Below are 16,429 nucleotides of genomic sequence, written 5' to 3' on the forward strand. Positions count from 1 at the left end.
CAGAATAATTCTTGCTACACCACCAAACCTCAACCGAATTGATCCAAGTCAAGAAGTGAAGAAGCGCGCGACATTAGGAGTTGATAAACAAAACCTTGGGTCCCTCCTGTGCCTGCCACCGCCGCCATCAGTTCGACACGTTCAGAAACAGTCACCTTGTCTGCACCGACCATCCGGTGCGGCGGCTGCGTTGCAACGATTGAGCGCGCCCTTGCGGCGCTTCCGGATGTGGAGAGCGTGCGCGCCAATCTGACACTGCGACGGATCGTTGTGACGCCTGTGCCGAACTCACCCGGTCTCATGGGGATTTTTGCCGAACTGGAAAGGATCGGCCATCCGGCGACACCGATCGACGCAGCCGATTTGTCCGTGGAAGCGGGTGATCGGACAGGCCAGGCGCTGCTGCGTGCCGTCGCCGTGGCGGGGTTCGGTGCGATGAACGTCATGCTGATGTCTGTGGCAGTCTGGTCCGGTGCGACAGGCACTACGCGGGAGACGTTCCATCTGATTTCCGCCCTGATCGCGGTTCCGATCGTGGCCTATGCGGGGCGCTTCTTCTTTGTCTCGGCCTGGGCCGCGCTGCGCCGCGGGGGCGTGAACATGGATGTTCCCATTGCACTGGCCATCGCGCTGGCAACGGGGCTGAGCCTTTACGAGACGGTCCGGGGTGGCGAACAGGTGTTCTTCGACGCCGCCGTGACGCTGACATTCTTCCTCCTGATCGGTCGTTGGCTGGACCACAGGATGCGGGACAGAGCGCGCAGCGCGATGACGGGGCTCGCACGCCTCGCGGTGCGCGAAGCGGTGGAGATCACCCCCTCGGGCGGGCAGCGCACGATTGCGGTCGATGCAGTCGTTCCGGGCATGGTCCTGAGGATCGCGGCAGGCGAGCGTATTCCAGTCGATGTCCGCATCGTCTCTGGTGCTACCGATCTCGACCGGGCCCTGGTGACTGGCGAGTCCAGTCCCGTATCCGTGCGCACCGGCTGCGAGATCGAGGCCGGGGCATTGAACCTGACCGGTCCGATCGATGTGGTGGTCCTGCGCCCTGTCAGCGAAAGCTTTCTTGCGCAGATGATGGGAATGCTGGCCACGGCGGAGGAAGGTCGCGGACAGTATGTCCGGATCGCCGACCGCGCGGCGCGGCTGTATGCGCCGTTGATTCACCTGTTGGCGCTGGCGACATTCATCGGCTGGATGGCCGTCACCGGCGATTGGCAGCAGGCCGCTTTCATCGCGATCAGCGTGCTTATCGTGACCTGTCCCTGCGCGCTGGCCCTTGCCGTGCCGGTCGCCCACGTGGTCGCCGCCGGACGATTGATGGCCGAGGGCATCCTGATGAAGGATGGCTCGGCGCTGGAGCGGCTGGCGAACATCGACCTCGTGGCGTGGGACAAGACTGGGACGCTAACGACCGGAGAACCGGCGATCAGGGTACTGCCGAAGCTTGATGCCGCATCGCAGGTTGCAGTTGCGTCTCTGGCCGCGCGATCGGCGCATCCGGCGGCACGCGCGATCGCGTCGCGACTTGCCGTGCCCGGCACAGCGCCCGTGGATGTCGCAGAACGCCCCGGTTTCGGCGTCGAAGGTGTGATCGACGGGCGACGGGCGCGGCTGGGCCGGGAATCCTGGGTCGGCGAAATTGCGGCCGATGTGATGACAGGTGACGGGCCTGCCTTTGCCTTCGAAGGCGGCGAGATGCTGCGGTTTCCGCTGGATGAAAAACTGCGCGATGGTGCAGTGGATTCAGTGTCGGACCTTGCCCTGATGAACCTGCCGGGGGAAATCCTGTCCGGCGATGCGGCCCCGGCCGTGGCGCAGGTTCAGGGCCTTCTGGGTCTTCGCGGTGCACAGTCGGCAATGAGCCCCGCTGACAAGATTGCGTGGCTTGACGACCTGCGCGCGCAGGGCATCCGGGTGCTGATGGTGGGCGACGGTCTGAACGATACGGCGGCGCTGGCCACCGCGCATGTGTCGATGTCACCGGCATCGGCATCCGAGGCGGGCCGCGCTGCCGCCGACCTGGTGTTCCTGCGCGATGATCTGCGCGCCGTACCGCAGGCCGTCGGCGTTGCCCGCCGCACGGGCCACATCGTGCGGCAGAATTTCGGCCTGGCGATCCTCTACAACTGCATCGCCGTACCGCTTGCGGTCGCGGGTCTCGTCACGCCGCTGATCGCGGCCATCGCCATGTCGGCGTCGTCCATTGCGGTGGTAGCGAATTCGCTGCGCCTGAACCCACGTGCGGTCGCAAACGCTGTGCCGGATGCAATGTTTCGCGAAGTTCCGGCATGACGATCCTCCACCTTCTGATCCCGATCACACTGCTGATGGGTGCCATCGGCCTCGGTGCCTTCTTCTGGAGCTTGCGTAGCAGTCAATACGACGATCTCGCAGGCGACGCCGAGCGCATCCTGCATGACGATGGCGACACCCCGCTTCCCCCGAAAAAGGAGACCGCAAGATGATGAACCGCTTGACCACGGGTGAGCGACAGGCTGCGATGGTCCTGTCGGGCATGGTCGCTCTGGCAGGTTTCGCCATGGCCATAGTCGGCCGGGGCGATCCGATGGGAGTGCATGGCTGGATCACGCTGATCTTTGCCGGGGTGCTGTTCTTCCTCGTGGGCAACGTACTCTATGGTCCCGAGCCGACTGAAGACCGCTCGGCAAGCTACTACGATGATCCCACCAAGGTCGGAATCCTTCTGTCTTTGTTCTGGGCGGTCGTGGGCATGGGCATGGGCGTCTGGGTCGCGGCGCAACTGGCCTGGCCAGAGCTGCGCTTCGATGCCGCCTGGTCGAGCTTCGGGCGCATCCGGCCCGTCCATACATCGGGCGTTATCTTCGGCTTCGGCGGCAACGCCCTTATCGCCACCTCGTTTCACATCATGCAGCGTACCAGTCGCGCGCGATTGGCTGGCCATATCTCGCCCTGGTTCGTGCTGCTGGGTTTCAACCTGTTCTGCATCATTGCGGCGTCGGGCTATCTGATGGGCGTCACACAGTCCAAGGAATACGCCGAACCGGAATGGTATGCCGACATCTGGCTGGTGATCGTCTGGGTCGTTTATTTCGTGCTATATATCCGCACGCTGGCGCGGCGGAACGAGCCGCATATCTATGTCGCCAACTGGTATTACCTGGCCTTCATCCTGGTTGTTGCGGTGCTGCACATCGTCAACAACCTTGCAGTTCCGGCGTCCTTCGGCGCGGCAAAGAGCTATTCCGCCTTCTCCGGTGTGCAGGATGCAATGACGCAATGGTGGTACGGCCATAACGCGGTGGCCTTTTTCCTGACCGCCGGTTTCCTCGGCATGCTCTACTACTTCCTGCCCAAGCGTGCCGAACGGCCAATCTATTCCTACCGCCTGTCGATCCTGTCTTTTTGGGGGATCGTGTTCTTCTATATCTGGGCGGGCTCGCACCATTTGCACTATACCGCTATTCCGCAATGGGTGCAGACGCTGGGAATGACCTTCTCGGTCATGCTGCTGGTGCCGTCCTGGGCCAGCGCTGGCAACGCGCTGATGACGCTGAACGGTGCATGGCACAAGGTGCGCGACGACGCCACGCTACGCTTCATGATGGTGGCGGCGGTGTTCTACGGCCTATCGACCTTCGAGGGATCGTTCATGGCGATCCGCCCGGTCAACTCGTTGTCGCATTATACCGACTGGACGGTGGGACACGTGCATGCGGGGGCAATGGGCTGGGTCGCGCTGATCACCTTCGGGTCGATCTATGCAGTCGTGCCGGTGCTCTGGCGCAAGGAGACGATGTACAGCTGGAAGCTGGTCGAATGGCACTTCTGGCTCGCCCTGGCCGGAACCGTCATCTACGTTTTCGCCATGTGGAACAGCGGCATCACCCAGGGGCTGATGTGGCGCACCTATACCGAGAGCGGCTCGCTCGCCTATTCCTTCACCGATACACTTGTGGCGATGCATCCCTACTACATCGCGCGCATGATCGGCGGAGCCCTGTTCTTCGCGGGTGCCGTGATCGGAGCGTTTAACGTCGTGATGACGATCCGGAGTGCCGGTCATCAGGCACCGCAACTCGATTATCCAACCGGATCGGAGGCAAACGAGCCTGCCGTCCCTGCGGCGGAGTAGAACCATGTTCAGGACACTTCTCAAACCCTTCACCCGCTTCTTCGAGTTTCACGCGAAGACCCATTACCGCGCCGAGCGGCATTCGATGGCCCTGAGCGTCGGGATCATCCTGGCTGCGGGCGTGGGCGGTTTCATTGAGATCGCGCCGCTCTTCACCATCGACGACACCGTGGAAGCCGACCCCGACATGCGGCTCTATACTCCGCTCGAACAGGCCGGGCGCGATATCTACATCCGCGAGGGCTGCTATGCCTGTCACAGCCAGATGATCCGCACGCTTCAGGACGATGTGGACCGCTACGGTCCCTACTCGCTTGCGGTCGAAAGCAAGTATGACCACCCGATGCTCTGGGGATCGAAGCGCACCGGTCCCGATCTTGCGCGCGTGGGCGAGAAGTATTCGGACGACTGGCAGGTGCGCCATCTGGTCGACCCTCGTGCTTTGGTGCCGGAATCAGTGATGCCGCAGTATGCCTTCCTACTGGATACCGCGCTTGAAACCGACAGCCTGCCGGGTCGTCTTGCCGCCCTGCGGGCTGTGGGTGTGCCCTATACCGATGATCAGATTGGAAGCGCGGCCTCCGATGCGCTTGGTCAGGCCCTGCCCGACACCGAGCGCGCGGACGGTGTCCTCGACCGCTACGGAGACGAGACGAACGTGCGGATATTCGACGGTCGCAGCGACCGTCTGACGGAGATGGATGCGCTGGTCGCCTACCTTCAAATTCTGGGCGGCCTGACCGATCTGCCGACCAAGACGCAACCGGCAAGTGGAGAGGAATGATGGAACTGACCTATGAATGGACATCGGCGTTCGCCCAATCCTTTGGCCTGATCTACCTGATGGTCCTGTCGGTTGGAATCACCGTCTATGCGTTCTGGCCGAGTCTGGGGAAACGCTTCGACAAGGCCGCCAAGAGCATTCTCGACGATGAGGACGGCCCATGTCAGTAAAGGAACGCGATCCGCTGACCGGACACGAAACGACCGGCCACGAATGGAACGGTATCACCGAATTGAACACGCGCGTGCCACGGGCGGTCTGGTTCTTTATTGCCGTGACCCATATCTGGGCTCTGGTCTATTGGGTGCTGATGCCAGCGTGGCCACTTGTCACGACATATACCAAGGGCCTTCTGGGCTACGATGATCGGGAGCGGATCAAACAGCAAGTGCTCACGGCCGATGCCGAACAAGCAGAGTGGACGCGGGCGCTCGCCACACTTCCGGTAGAGGAAATCCGCCAGGATGCCGTCCTGATGGCTCGGGTCGAACAGACCGCGCCAGCCCTGTACGGCGACAGCTGTGCCGCATGTCACGGATCAGATGCTGCTGGCGGGCCGGGCTTCCCGAGCCTTGTGGACGGTGCATGGCTTTGGGGAGGAGACGCAGGGACGATCATGGAAACCCTGCGCGTCGGGATCAACGCACCTCATCCCGAAAGCCGCTGGGCGCAGATGCTGGCCTTCGGTGAGACCGGCATCCTGACCCGACCGCAAATTCGGACCGTCGTGGACTACGTCCAGTCCCTTTCGGGGCTCGATACGGAAGCTGCCCCGGACCGGTTGGCCGAAGGCGAGACGATCTTCGCCGAAAACTGCGCAAGTTGTCACGGCGAGAACGCCAAGGGCATACAGGAACTTGGCGCACCCAATCTCACCGATGATTTCTGGATTTACGGTGGGGACGATGCGTCGATGTTCACGACGATCAACCTCGGCCGCCAAGGTTGGATGCCTGCGTGGGAAGACCGACTGACGGTCGCCGAGCGCATGGCACTTACGCTCTACATCCAGGATCTTGGCGCGGAGCAAGGCGAATGACCCGCCCGCGCCTTTTCGCCGTCAGCTCGGCCGGTCTGCTGGTCGCGGGATTTGTCGCGGCCAATGCCCACCTTGTCATCGTTGCCATCGGGTCCCAGCCCGATTGCCTCCTCGAAGTCACAAAAGAAAAAGGCGCCGCTCCTCGTGCGGCGAAACCGTCATGCTGAGCGACCGCACTGATCCGCCCCCGCCCGACAATCCCCATGCTGGGGGCATCATCCCCAAGGTGGTTCCGCCCTTGCCGCGCGAAAACCTGCGCGCACGCAACCTGCCGTGGCGTACGGTCTTCACATGGCTTCGGGCAGGCTGGTCTGATTTGTGGACAAATCCGGTGTCCAGCTTGCTCTACGGAGCGGGCGTTTTTGCCGGCTCGCTTCTCGTGGTTCTGGTGCTGTTCCAGTTCCGCTATGAATACGCGCTCTTTCCCGCGCTTGCGGGTTTCATGGTCCTCGGCCCGCTAATCGCGAACGGTCTTTATGAAAAAAGCCGTCGTCTGGAGACGGGCGAGAGAACCGACCTGGCCGGGATGATCTTTGTAAAACCGCGTTCCGGCTATCAGGCGTTGTTCATGGGCGTCATGCTGCTGGGGCTTTTCCTGCTTTGGCTCAGGGCCGCCGTGCTGATCTACGCACTCTTCTTCGGCATGGTTCCCTTTCCAGGCACGGATGCGCTGATCCCGATGCTGTTCCTGACCCCGACCGGCTGGGCGCTGCTTCTGACGGGGAGTGCGGTCGGGGCGCTTTTCGCGGCCTTCGCCTTCGCGATCAGCGTCTTCGCCGTGCCCATGCTGCTGAACGAGCGGACGGACGCTCTCTCGGCCATGGGCATTTCCATGGCGATGGTATGGGCCAACCTTCCGGTCATGCTGGTTTGGGGTGCGATCGTGATGGTCCTTTTCGCCCTTTCGGTCGCGACGGCCTTTATCGGATTGGTCATCGTCTTTCCGATGCTGGGTCACGCCACATGGCACGCCTACCGCGCCATCCGTCCCGATGATCGGCAAGAGGGTGACACCGAGCGCATGTTCATCCGTCCGGCGGAATGACCTCGAAGATCGCGCCCTTTCCCGGTGTTTGATCCCCCGGTTTGATGGTGCAATCCATTTGACGGAATGGAAGGAAGCCCTATCGGCGCGCGAGCATGGCTGAGCAGCCTGCCGGACGTCGACTGGCTGCTCGGAGACCGCGGAAATGATGCCGACTGGTTCAGAGAAGCGTTGAAAGACAAAGGGGTACGCGCATTTATCCCCGGTCGAAAACAGCGTAAGAAAACCATCTAGTACGACAAGCACCGGTACAAGCGACGCAACCGCATCGAGATCATGTTCGGCAGGCTCAAGGATTGGCGGCGTGTGGCGACACACTGTGATCGCTGTCCCAAGGTCTTCCTCTCCGCCATCGCCCTCGCCGCAACTGTCATATATTGGCTATGAGCCCTGACCCTAGGAATTCCAAAAACAGGTTTCGTCGGGTCAGTTCAAGTCGCTTGGAAACCCCACCCGGCTGCGTTACCCACGTTCTGGGCGAGCCTCAAAGATCGGGTGACCTCTTGATAATCGGCGCAAACCGCATGGCCCAATTCACGCTGGTCCATTCGGACAAGGAACAGGAAATGAGCCTCAACCCGGATCTCATACGACTTGGATCCCTGCAACAGATCACTGGCGCAAGATCCGACGCCACTGTCGATGGTCTGCCGCAGGTGTCCTGTGTCACCCTGTGCCATAACGAGGCGATGATCGTCGATCAATTCCTTGATCACTACCGTGCCCTAGGCGTCAATCAGTTCTACATCGTGGATGACCGGTCCACCGATGGCACCTTCGAAAACCTGCAAAATCAGCCAGACGTGGCCGTATTCCGGCCCGATCAGGGCGCTGAATTCAAAAATAACGTCGGCGTTTGGCGGCAGGACATTCTGGACCATTTTTGCGACAACGCATGGGTCAGCCTGCCAGACATGGATGAATTCCTTTATCTCCGGGAAGAGGCCGGAACGTTGCCGAAGTTCGCGCAATCCATGGATCAAAAAGACGAACACGCGCTGATGGCGGTGATGATCGACATGTATGCTGATCGGCCATTTACCGAGCAACACTATCAAGGCACAAGCCCGCTCCAGGATGCCTACCCGTTCTTTGACGGGCAAGGGATGCCGCCAGATGGATTGCGCATCTCGGCATTGCCGCAAAGCTTCGCCAATCGGTTTCCGACCCCGGCGGTGTGCTTCATGGGCGGCGTGAGGGAGCGACATTTCTTCACCCCAAAGCCGTTGTCCAAATTCCAACGCGCGCTGATGTCCCGGTATTCCTCGATGGAGCGACCGCTAAATCCAAACCGGCTGCAAGCCTGGCAGAACAGGATCACGCGGGCCGTGACAAAATCCGCCTTTACCAACTCTCCGGTGGTGTTGAATAAATTCGCATTGCTCAGATGGCAGGCGGGCATGAAATTTCATCGCGGGCCACATGCGATCGACACCGCCGTCCCGGTCTCCGAGTCCATTGCGGCGCTTCTTCACTACAAGTTCTACAAGGGCGTGAACGGGTTCGAGTACAATGCCAAACGGGGCCAACATGCCGGCGGTGCACAGATGTATGCCACGATGATAAGCCGGACCGATGCCCTTGCGCAGTCACCCATGTGCGACATCACACGCCGCTTCGACGGCGTTGCGTCCCTTTCGGGTATTGTTCGTTGATACCCTAGAGGAAACCGAGCATTTTGTAGCCGGTTTTACGACGCGAGTCGGCCCAACACATCAAGAAGAACCTGACTGTCGTAACCGGAGAGACCGGCGGAAGATCATGGCGCAGCGCAAAGCAGCCCAGGCAATAATCCAAGCGTCGCTTCAGTTGAGCGCGGAAGCCCTTTGCGCCGTATGTTTTATCGGACCCCGACCCTTCCGCAAAAATATAATACGTATCAGGCACATAGGCCACCTGATCTTGCAAGACGAAATCGTACACGGCATATGATGCCGAGCACCACGGCGTCCCCAGCTCCCTCCATCGCGCCTGCAACCGGTCGACCGTTTCGGAACGGAACATCCCGTAAATCCACTCGGCTGGGAAGGTGAGGTTCCTGGGCACCCGCCCGCCTTCATAACTGTCCTTGAAGTTGAAAACGTTGGGATGCGGGGTCTTGAACCGCTCGCCCTTAGGTCCGGCGACTAGCTTTGTTTTACCAGCCGCCATTTGACATGCGGGCTGGCTGTCGAGGGCTTCGGCCAAGACTTCAAGATAATCGAGGGTCGAGACATCGTCGCAAGCGCGCAGCACGAAGTATTCGCCCTTTGTTGCGCCGATCCTCATGGCGCGGCTGAAATTCTCCAGCGGCGGCAAGAGCGTCGTCCCGATGTCGATTGAGACCCGGTCGTCGCGGTCGCGAAATTCCTGTGCCACGCGAATGGTTTCATCCGTCGATGCATTTTCCACGACGGTGATGGAAATATCAGCAAGGGTCTGCTGCAACAGGTTGTCCAGCGTGGCCGCCAGGGTTGCAGCACCGTTATGGACCGGTATGACAACGGCGACTTTGACAATTCCCATGGTCTCACAATTCCCGTAGCAAGTGTTGGTGCTCAAAAATCTCGCGTCCTCCGAAGCGTTCGAGGGCTGCGAACGAACGGACGCAGACGATGCAGCCGGTCGTTCTTGCACCGACCTGTCTATTCAGTGCAAGTTGACAGTTAGTTTGTCCCCCTGAAGAGCGCAGTCGATCATATGAAAGCCGTAATTCTTGCCGGCGGGCTTGGCACGCGCATCAGCGAAGAATCGCACCTCAAGCCTAAACCGATGATCGAGATCGGCGGGCGACCGATCCTCTGGCACATAATGAAGCTCTACGGCCATCACGGGATCACCGAATTCGTGATCTGCTGTGGCTATAAGGGCTATGTCATCAAAGAATACTTCAAGAACTACTTCCTTCACATGTCGGATGTCACCTTCGACATGAGCGACAACAACATGGAGGTACATCAGCAAAATGCCGAGCCGTGGCGCGTGACCCTCGTGGATACCGGCGAACTGACCCAGACGGGAGGGCGGCTGAAGAAGGTGGCCGATCATATCGGCGATGACACGTTCTGCCTGACTTACGGCGATGGCGTCTCGGACGTGGATATCGGCGCGCTGGTGGCGTTTCATGAAGCAAACGGACGCGAGGCGACGGTGACGGCGGTGCAGCCGGCAGGCCGCTTCGGCGCGATCGAGTTGCTGGAGGACCGCGTCAGCCATTTTATCGAGAAGCCTGAAGGCGATGGCCGCTGGATCAGCGGCGGCTTCTTCGTATGCGAGCCCTCGGTGCTGGAGCGTATCGCAGGCGACGCGACGATCTGGGAACGTGAACCCTTGGAGAGCCTCGCCCGTGACGGACAACTGTCGGCCTATCGCCACGCAGGTTTCTGGACTGCCATGGACACTCTCCGCGACCGAAATGTGCTGGAGGCGCAATGGGCCGGAAATCAAGCGCCCTGGCGCGTCTGGGCATGACCGACGCGGCGTTCTGGTCCGACAATCGGGTGCTTGTCACCGGCCATACTGGCTTCAAGGGATCGTGGCTGTCGCTCTGGTTGAGCGATATGGGTGCCGAGGTCTTCGGGATGGCACTGGCCCCTGACACGGTACCGGCCCTGTTCGATCAACTCGGGCTGCGGGACCGCATGGATCATGCCGAAGTCGACCTGCGCGACGCGGAAGGCGTCACCGCCCGCATCCATGCCGTGGCCCCCGACGTCGTCTTTCACCTTGCCGCCCAGCCCCTCGTCCGCCGCTCCTACGCGCAACCGGTGGAGACTTGGGCCACGAACGTGCAAGGCACCGTCCATGTGCTCGATGCGATCCGCACGGCTGGGCGGCCCTGTACCGTGGTCGTTAGCACTACCGACAAGGTCTATCAGAACCGCGAATGGACTTATGGGTATCGTGAAAGCGATCGCCTCGGCGGCCATGACCCCTACAGCGCAAGCAAGGCGGCGACAGAGCTCGTGATTGCCAGCTACCGCGATGCGTTCTTTGCCGAGGGCGATGTGAAGCTCGCCTCCGCCCGCGCCGGAAACGTGATTGGCGGCGGCGACTGGGCGGAGGATCGCATCATCCCAGACCTCGTGCGCAGCCTGCGCGATGGCCGCGCCGTCGAAGTTCGCAATCCAGGCGCCACGCGGCCTTGGCAACATGTGCTGGAGCCCTTATCAGGCTATCTTGCCTACGCCGAGCGCCTGCACACAGGCACTGCTCCTCCCTCCCTGAATTTCGGCCCGGACCCTAATGCCAACCGCCCCGTGGGCGACCTGCTTGACGTGGCCCTGCGTCATTGGCCGGGGGGCTGGCGCGACGTCTCGGGCGGAGCGCAGGTCCATGAGGCAGGACGTCTCGCACTTTCCACTGAGTTGGCGAAAGACTCCCTCGGCTGGTCCCCTTGCTGGGACTTTGAAGAATCCGTCAAGCACACCATTGACTGGTATCGCGCGGTCACGGGCGGTGCGGACGCGTTAGCCATGACCCGTGCGCAGATCCAGGCCTTCGAGGGCGGCACATGATCTTCCACGCCCTGCCCCCCCAAGGCCTCTACAACATTAGCATCGAGAAGCGCGAAGATGCGCGCGGCTTTTTCGCCCGCACCTTCTGTGCCGAAGAGTTCGCGCAGGTCGGTATAGACGTAACCTGGTGCCAGGTGAATTCAGTGTTCAACCAGACCAAGTTCACCTTGCGCGGCCTGCATTTCCAACGTCCGCCGATGGCAGATGCCAAGCTGGTGCGATGCGTGCGCGGTGTGATCCTCGATGTCGTCGTGGATATTCGTGCAGGGTCCGATACCTACGGCCATGCCACCTGTGTGGAATTGAGCGAAGACAACCGCGATATGCTATATATACCTGCGGGCTTCGCCCACGGCTACCAGACCCTGACGCCCGATGTGGAGATGCTCTATTTTCACAGCGCGCCCTATTCCAAGCCCCATGAAGGGGGTCTAGCATGGGACGATCCGGCGCTTGCCATTCCTTGGCCCTTTCCCCCGACGGAAGTATCCGTTCGAGACACCGGGCACCCTCGCCTGTCCGAATTGGAGCCGATTGCGATATGATCCACACCTGCCGCCATTGCGATGCCCACTTGTCCGAACGGTTCCTCGACCTCGGCCATGCGCCCCTGTCCAACGGCTATCTGGACGCGGCGGGCCTTCAGGCGGCCGAGGTGACCTATCCCCTGCGCCTCAACGTCTGTACCGCCTGCCGCCTTGTGCAGACGGAGGATTACACCAGCGCGGCGGATGTCTTCGGGGCGGATTACGCCTATTTTTCCTCCACTTCATCGGGCTGGGTGGCCCACGCGAAACGCTACACTGACATGATCGTGGAGCGTCTGGATCTTGGCCCGGACAGTTTCGTGATCGAGCTGGCCGCCAACGATGGCTACCTCCTGCAACACATGAAAGCGGCGGGCGTGCCCTGCCTCGGGGTGGAACCCACGACTGCCACCGCAGATGCGGCACGGGCCAAGGGGATCGAGATCGTCGAGGATTTCTTCAGCATGGCTCTGGTTGAAACTCTTACAGCAGAAGGAAAATCCGCCGATCTGATCCTTGGCAACAACGTCTATGCCCATGTGCCAGATATCAACGATTTTACTCGTGCAATCGCCACGGCGCTGAAGCCCGAGGGCGTGGTCACGCTGGAGTTCCCGCATCTGATGCGGATGGTCGAACTTCGCCAGTTCGACACCGTCTACCATGAGCATTTTTCCTACCTCTCGCTGATGACCGTCCAGCGGATCTTCGAAACCAACGGATTGCGCGTGGTGGACGTCGAAGAGCTGCCGACCCACGGTGGATCGCTTCGCGTCTACGGATGTCGGGCGGACGCGAGCCACGTCGCATCAGGCAACGTGGCTTCAGTTCTTGCAGAAGAACGCACCCGCGGCATGGACACCCCCGCTTTCTACGAAGGTTTCCAGGCCGAAGCCGAAGCCGTCAAGGACGCCGCCGTCCGCTTCCTTCTGGACGCAAAGCGCGACGGAAAGACCGTCGCGGGCTACGGCGCAGCGGCAAAAGGCAACACGCTGATGAATTTCGCGGGTATTCGCCCGGACCTTTTGCCACGTGTCCACGACGCGGCGCTCGCCAAGCAGAACATGTTCCTGCCCGGTAGCCACATCCCGATCCTTGCGCCCTCGGCGCTCAATGATGCGCGCCCCGATTATGTCGTGATCCTGCCGTGGAACATCGCCGATGAAGTCCGCGCGCAACTGTCACATTTGGCGGAGGCTGGCACACGGTTTGTAACCTTCGTGCCTGAGTTGAAGATCGTATGAGCCGGGATATTGCTCCTGACGCTCATATTAGCCCGATGGCTGATCTTGAGATTTCCTCTAAAGGCAGTGTTCTGCGGGTAGCGGAAGGGGTGATGATAGATGCTTTCGTGAAGATCAAAATGGCTGGTGGAACGGGCGACGTCACGATTGGAGAGAACAGTTACCTTAACAGCGGCTGCGTGATCTACTCAGGCCATGGCGTCACCATCGGGCGCGACGTGTTGATCGCCGCAAACTGTACAATTGCGGCCACCAACCATGCATTTGATGATCCAAGCCGTCCCATTTGTATGCAGGGGTTCCAACCGTCGCGCGGCGGGATCATTGTTGAGGATGACGTTTGGATCGGGGCCAATTGCGTGCTGCTGGATGGGGCACATATTGGCCGGGGATCAGTTATCGCAGCGGGATCAATTGTACGCAGCAGGTTGAATCCTGCAACAATTTTCGCAGGCACTCCTTTGCGCGCTGTGCGCCCGCGCGGCGACACAAAATCATGAGCCGGATCACGATTTTCGGGGGTCACGGTTTCATCGGGCGCGCTGTGGCGCGCAAGGCGCAAGAGCGCAGCTATGAAGTGATCTGCCCTCCACGCGGAAGTATTACTGTGCCTGAGGGTAGGCATGGAACGATCATATGGTGTATCGGGTTGACGGCGGATTTTCGCAACCGACCTTACGATACGGCCGTTGCACATGTAGGTCTATTGGCCGAAATTCTGGCGCAACGGGCCCACGATAGGGTACTGTTCTTGTCGTCCACCCGCGTTTATTCAACGGGCACCAACACATCCGAAGACGCCACCTTGTCGGTGCGCCCCGGCGATCCCTCTGACCTTTATAACGTCACCAAGCTTGCAGGAGAGGCGCTTGTTCTGACGGCGGAAGGTAAGGATGGCACAGTCGTCCGACTGTCCAACATTGTGGGTCCAAAAGAGGCGGGGCGCTCAACATTCTTGGGCGCAATTGCGCAGCAGGCGAAAGAGGGTGAGATTCGACTGGAAAGTGCGCTCGACACTGCGAAGGACTATCTTTGGATCGACGACGCTGCGGAAGCTATCTTAAATATTGCCGAGCGGGGCACGGAGCGGATCTACAATGTTGCCCGTGGAGCGCAGACCACGCATCGTGACTGGGTCGATGCCTTGGCGCGCCACACTCGATGCGATATCCATGTAGCTCCCGGCGCCCCAAATATGAGCTTTGCGGCCATAAATACGGGCCGTATTTTTGCAGAATTCGACCATACGCCGATCAATCCAATCGAACAGATTGTTCAGATTTTAAAATAAAATCAGGGCAGTATAAGGTAAAAAAGGTATGACTATGGACGAAAGAGCAAAGTTTGAAGCCGAACGTCGCAAGGTGATTGCACAATACGGCACCGACGACGCGTTCAAATCTTTATCGCAAGAGTGGCTTCAGCAAAGCATGTCGCGCCGGTACGTCTACAACTTCGACTGGCTAGGAAGGCCAATCATCCAATACCCGCAAGACATGGTCGCCGTGCAGGAACTGATTTGGCGGGTGCGCCCCGATGTAGTGGTTGAGACGGGAATCGCCCACGGCGGATCGTTGATTCTGTCGGCCTCTGTTCTGGCGATGTTGGACTACGACGACGCCGTCAGCAATGGCGAAGCGCTTGACCCTGCCACCCCAAAACGAACTGTGGTGGGCGTTGATATCGACATCCGGGCTCATAACCGCGACGCGATTGAGTCTCACTGCATGGCGTCGCGCATTCGCATGGTAGAAGGCTCGTCCATTGAGCCAGAGACAATCGCGGCCGTAAAGGCGCATATTCCAAAGGGCAGCAAGGTTTTGGCCTTCCTCGATTCCATGCATACCCATGATCATGTGATCGCAGAGTTAAATGCCTACGGAACGCTTGTAACCCCCGGAAGCTATTGTGTCGTGTTCGACACGTTTGTCGAGAATATGCCAGAAGCGTTCTTCGAGGATCGGCCATGGGATGTTGGCAACAACCCGATGACCGCCGTGCGGGCATTTCTGAAAGGTACCGATGATTTCGTAGTGGACAATGCAATGGACGAAAAACTGCAGGTCTCAGTCGCTCCGAATGGGTTTCTACTTCGCGTGAAATAGTCCAATTATTCAGGCGACGGGGCCGCAAGGGGCCGAGAAAGCCTGTTCCCTAGGTATTTGTTCCCACGGTTTGATGGTGCGGTCCTTTCTCAGGAATGGAAGCTACTGCGTTGTGTTCGATACAGTGGTCGAAGACATGGAGGCTTCGATGTTTCCGGATCGGCCCTGGGGGCCGGGTAACAATCCAAAGACAGCCGTGCGGGCATTTCTTCAAGCCAACGAGAATTTCGAAATCGACCACACGATTGACGCGAAATTGCAGATCTCGGTTGCGCCGAACGGATATTTGCGTCGTGTGAAATAGCTGATTTTCCAAGTTGCAAGACGTGCGTTTCACCACTCACGCGGCGAAAGCTATGGCGGGAAAGAAGGTCTTGGGACACCGGTCATATCTGGCCGCTCACGGCGCCAGTCTTTGAGCCGACCGAACATGACCTCGATGCGGGCGTGCAGTCTGTGACGCTGTTTGTCGTATTTGACGACGTGCTTCTTGCTTTCAATCACGGTGCAGGCACTTATTCCTCTGTCTTTCGTAACCGTCCGGCGTCACCGCTCTGCCACGCATAGAGAGTGTTCGATAGTGTCGGCTTTGGATACGCTGACCCGTCCTGGCCGATGATCAGCTGGTTATGCTGACCTCGTTCATCCAGCGACGAAAGGTCGAAATGCTGTTTGCCCATCTCAAGCGATACATCGGTTTGCGGATGATGCGGCTCCGAGTACCCAAAGGCGCAAACGAACAGTTCCATCTCGCAGCAACCGCTCTGAACCTTCGCAAAGTGGCTAAATTGGTACCAGCAACGGCGCCTGGGTGAAGAAGGGCGGCGTTCGGCCAATCCGCGCAACCCGTCAAAGCATCTCTGACATCGACTTCTTCGTAACCGCCCCATTGATGCCGCAGCTTATGCGGCTTGACTGTCGGTTTTCGAGGCCCGCAGCGTCCAATTCCACGGCAGCAATTCATCGAGCCTTTTGATCTTGTGATCATGTATGCGGTCAAGAATGTCGGCGAGATAGGCCAGGGGATCGAGGCCGTTGAGCTTGGCTGTCTCAATGATGGTCATGGCGCGGG

19 protein-coding genes and 3 pseudogenes are annotated in these 16,429 nt (G+C 59.8%); 19 read left to right on the forward strand and 3 right to left on the reverse strand.

The annotated features are described in order from the left end of the window. The first annotated feature begins 156 nt into the window (after positions 1-156). The 10 genes and pseudogenes from AC13C2_RS12490 to AC13C2_RS12535 all read left to right on the forward strand — a co-directional run bounded on the left by AC13C2_RS12490 (position 157) and on the right by AC13C2_RS12535 (position 8,640). Positions 157-2,295 carry a heavy metal translocating P-type ATPase gene (locus tag AC13C2_RS12490; protein ID WP_482886985.1) on the forward strand — a complete coding sequence of 713 codons (2,139 nt, stop codon included), beginning with the start codon at positions 157-159 and terminating at the stop codon, positions 2,293-2,295. After that, positions 2,292-2,468 (forward strand): cbb3-type cytochrome oxidase assembly protein CcoS, encoded by a 177-nt coding sequence (gene ccoS / locus AC13C2_RS12495; protein WP_092763080.1) that lies wholly within the window; start codon positions 2,292-2,294, stop codon positions 2,466-2,468. The genes AC13C2_RS12490 and ccoS overlap by 4 nt, the downstream gene beginning before the upstream one ends. Then, positions 2,465-4,117, forward strand: coding sequence for a cytochrome-c oxidase, cbb3-type subunit I (ccoN, locus tag AC13C2_RS12500; RefSeq protein ID WP_092763082.1), 1,653 nt, complete (start codon positions 2,465-2,467; stop codon positions 4,115-4,117). The genes ccoS and ccoN overlap by 4 nt, the downstream gene beginning before the upstream one ends. Before the next feature lie 4 nt (positions 4,118-4,121). Beyond that, on the forward strand, positions 4,122-4,901 hold the full coding sequence (gene ccoO / locus AC13C2_RS12505; RefSeq protein WP_482886986.1) for a cytochrome-c oxidase, cbb3-type subunit II: 780 nt from the start codon (positions 4,122-4,124) through the stop codon (positions 4,899-4,901). After that, positions 4,898-5,071 (forward strand): cbb3-type cytochrome c oxidase subunit 3, encoded by a 174-nt coding sequence (locus tag AC13C2_RS12510; protein WP_482886987.1) that lies wholly within the window; start codon positions 4,898-4,900, stop codon positions 5,069-5,071. Before ccoO ends, AC13C2_RS12510 begins: the two co-directional genes overlap by 4 nt. Continuing rightward, a complete protein-coding gene (gene ccoP, locus AC13C2_RS12515; protein WP_482886988.1) occupies positions 5,062-5,940 on the forward strand; it encodes a cytochrome-c oxidase, cbb3-type subunit III in 879 nt (292 codons plus the stop codon). Before AC13C2_RS12510 ends, ccoP begins: the two co-directional genes overlap by 10 nt. After that, complete coding sequence (locus tag AC13C2_RS12520; protein ID WP_482886989.1) at positions 5,937-6,107, forward strand: hypothetical protein; 171 nt, start codon at positions 5,937-5,939, stop codon at positions 6,105-6,107. The genes ccoP and AC13C2_RS12520 overlap by 4 nt, the downstream gene beginning before the upstream one ends. Next, positions 6,101-6,985, forward strand: coding sequence for a DUF2189 domain-containing protein (locus AC13C2_RS12525; protein WP_482886990.1), 885 nt, complete (start codon positions 6,101-6,103; stop codon positions 6,983-6,985). Before AC13C2_RS12520 ends, AC13C2_RS12525 begins: the two co-directional genes overlap by 7 nt. A gap of 84 nt (positions 6,986-7,069) precedes the next feature. Beyond that, a pseudogene (locus AC13C2_RS12530) lies at positions 7,070-7,372 on the forward strand (transposase); the annotation flags it as partial. Positions 7,373-7,674: 302 nt separating this feature from the next. Then, the gene (locus tag AC13C2_RS12535) at positions 7,675-8,640 is read left to right on the forward strand and encodes a glycosyltransferase family 2 protein (RefSeq protein WP_482886991.1); all 966 of its coding nucleotides are present in this window, start codon (positions 7,675-7,677) and stop codon (positions 8,638-8,640) included. Between the two features lie 4 nt (positions 8,641-8,644). Here AC13C2_RS12535 and AC13C2_RS12540 read toward each other — a convergent pair whose 3' ends face one another. After that, entirely contained in the window at positions 8,645-9,490 is an 846-nt protein-coding gene (locus AC13C2_RS12540; RefSeq protein WP_482886992.1) for a glycosyltransferase family 2 protein, read from the reverse strand. A 174-nt stretch (positions 9,491-9,664) separates the two neighbouring features. Here AC13C2_RS12540 and rfbF point away from each other — a divergent pair, with 174 nt between their 5' ends. From rfbF to AC13C2_RS12580, 8 genes are all read left to right on the forward strand, one after another. After that, positions 9,665-10,435 (forward strand): glucose-1-phosphate cytidylyltransferase, encoded by a 771-nt coding sequence (gene rfbF, locus AC13C2_RS12545; RefSeq protein WP_482886993.1) that lies wholly within the window; start codon positions 9,665-9,667, stop codon positions 10,433-10,435. After that, positions 10,396-11,481 (forward strand): CDP-glucose 4,6-dehydratase, encoded by a 1,086-nt coding sequence (gene rfbG / locus AC13C2_RS12550; protein ID WP_482886994.1) that lies wholly within the window; start codon positions 10,396-10,398, stop codon positions 11,479-11,481. The genes rfbF and rfbG overlap by 40 nt, the downstream gene beginning before the upstream one ends. Next, positions 11,478-12,026: a dTDP-4-dehydrorhamnose 3,5-epimerase family protein gene (locus AC13C2_RS12555; protein WP_424338286.1), complete on the forward strand. Its 549-nt coding sequence runs from the start codon at positions 11,478-11,480 to the stop codon at positions 12,024-12,026. The genes rfbG and AC13C2_RS12555 overlap by 4 nt, the downstream gene beginning before the upstream one ends. Further along, the gene (locus tag AC13C2_RS12560) at positions 12,023-13,252 is read left to right on the forward strand and encodes a class I SAM-dependent methyltransferase (protein ID WP_482886996.1); all 1,230 of its coding nucleotides are present in this window, start codon (positions 12,023-12,025) and stop codon (positions 13,250-13,252) included. Before AC13C2_RS12555 ends, AC13C2_RS12560 begins: the two co-directional genes overlap by 4 nt. Next, positions 13,249-13,752 (forward strand): acyltransferase, encoded by a 504-nt coding sequence (locus AC13C2_RS12565; protein WP_482886997.1) that lies wholly within the window; start codon positions 13,249-13,251, stop codon positions 13,750-13,752. The genes AC13C2_RS12560 and AC13C2_RS12565 overlap by 4 nt, the downstream gene beginning before the upstream one ends. Continuing rightward, a complete protein-coding gene (locus AC13C2_RS12570; protein WP_339643019.1) occupies positions 13,749-14,543 on the forward strand; it encodes an NAD-dependent epimerase/dehydratase family protein in 795 nt (264 codons plus the stop codon). The genes AC13C2_RS12565 and AC13C2_RS12570 overlap by 4 nt, the downstream gene beginning before the upstream one ends. A gap of 28 nt (positions 14,544-14,571) precedes the next feature. Continuing rightward, positions 14,572-15,357, forward strand: coding sequence for a cephalosporin hydroxylase family protein (locus tag AC13C2_RS12575; protein WP_339643016.1), 786 nt, complete (start codon positions 14,572-14,574; stop codon positions 15,355-15,357). A 73-nt stretch (positions 15,358-15,430) separates the two neighbouring features. After that, the gene (locus AC13C2_RS12580; protein ID WP_482886998.1) at positions 15,431-15,661 is read left to right on the forward strand and encodes a CmcI family methyltransferase; all 231 of its coding nucleotides are present in this window, start codon (positions 15,431-15,433) and stop codon (positions 15,659-15,661) included. 36 nt (positions 15,662-15,697) lie between these two features. Here AC13C2_RS12580 and AC13C2_RS12585 read toward each other — a convergent pair. Beyond that, a pseudogene (locus tag AC13C2_RS12585) lies at positions 15,698-15,846 on the reverse strand (IS5/IS1182 family transposase); the annotation flags it as partial. A gap of 158 nt (positions 15,847-16,004) precedes the next feature. On the opposite strand from AC13C2_RS12585, the pseudogene AC13C2_RS12590 reads away from it, so the two are divergent. After that, positions 16,005-16,172, forward strand: a pseudogene (locus AC13C2_RS12590) (transposase); the annotation flags it as partial. Between the two features lie 87 nt (positions 16,173-16,259). On the opposite strand, the gene AC13C2_RS12595 reads toward AC13C2_RS12590, so the two are convergent. Further along, the coding region (locus AC13C2_RS12595; RefSeq protein ID WP_482887016.1) for a transposase domain-containing protein at positions 16,260-16,429 on the reverse strand (170 nt) is incomplete at its 5' end.

It is taken from the genome of Jannaschia sp. L-14R (assembly GCF_056857695.1).

What these genes read in the sequence shown, in the direction of transcription:
- ccoS (WP_092763080.1), top strand. Translation starts at nt 2,292, where the DNA reads ATGACGATCCTCCACCTTCTGATCCCGATCACACTGCTGATGGGTGCC.
- ccoN (WP_092763082.1), top strand. Translation starts at nt 2,465, where the DNA reads ATGATGAACCGCTTGACCACGGGTGAGCGACAGGCTGCGATGGTCCTG.
- ccoO (WP_482886986.1), top strand. Translation starts at nt 4,122, where the DNA reads ATGTTCAGGACACTTCTCAAACCCTTCACCCGCTTCTTCGAGTTTCAC.
- AC13C2_RS12510 (WP_482886987.1), top strand. Translation starts at nt 4,898, where the DNA reads ATGATGGAACTGACCTATGAATGGACATCGGCGTTCGCCCAATCCTTT.
- ccoP (WP_482886988.1), top strand. Translation starts at nt 5,062, where the DNA reads ATGTCAGTAAAGGAACGCGATCCGCTGACCGGACACGAAACGACCGGC.
- AC13C2_RS12520 (WP_482886989.1), top strand. Translation starts at nt 5,937, where the DNA reads ATGACCCGCCCGCGCCTTTTCGCCGTCAGCTCGGCCGGTCTGCTGGTC.
- AC13C2_RS12525 (WP_482886990.1), top strand. Translation starts at nt 6,101, where the DNA reads ATGCTGAGCGACCGCACTGATCCGCCCCCGCCCGACAATCCCCATGCT.
- AC13C2_RS12535 (WP_482886991.1), top strand. Translation starts at nt 7,675, where the DNA reads ATGATCGTCGATCAATTCCTTGATCACTACCGTGCCCTAGGCGTCAAT.
- AC13C2_RS12540 (WP_482886992.1), bottom strand. Translation starts at nt 9,490, where the DNA reads ATGGGAATTGTCAAAGTCGCCGTTGTCATACCGGTCCATAACGGTGCT.
- rfbF (WP_482886993.1), top strand. Translation starts at nt 9,665, where the DNA reads ATGAAAGCCGTAATTCTTGCCGGCGGGCTTGGCACGCGCATCAGCGAA.
- rfbG (WP_482886994.1), top strand. Translation starts at nt 10,396, where the DNA reads ATGGGCCGGAAATCAAGCGCCCTGGCGCGTCTGGGCATGACCGACGCG.
- AC13C2_RS12555 (WP_424338286.1), top strand. Translation starts at nt 11,478, where the DNA reads ATGATCTTCCACGCCCTGCCCCCCCAAGGCCTCTACAACATTAGCATC.
- AC13C2_RS12560 (WP_482886996.1), top strand. Translation starts at nt 12,023, where the DNA reads ATGATCCACACCTGCCGCCATTGCGATGCCCACTTGTCCGAACGGTTC.
- AC13C2_RS12565 (WP_482886997.1), top strand. Translation starts at nt 13,249, where the DNA reads ATGAGCCGGGATATTGCTCCTGACGCTCATATTAGCCCGATGGCTGAT.
- AC13C2_RS12570 (WP_339643019.1), top strand. Translation starts at nt 13,749, where the DNA reads ATGAGCCGGATCACGATTTTCGGGGGTCACGGTTTCATCGGGCGCGCT.
- AC13C2_RS12575 (WP_339643016.1), top strand. Translation starts at nt 14,572, where the DNA reads ATGACTATGGACGAAAGAGCAAAGTTTGAAGCCGAACGTCGCAAGGTG.
- AC13C2_RS12580 (WP_482886998.1), top strand. Translation starts at nt 15,431, where the DNA reads ATGGTGCGGTCCTTTCTCAGGAATGGAAGCTACTGCGTTGTGTTCGAT.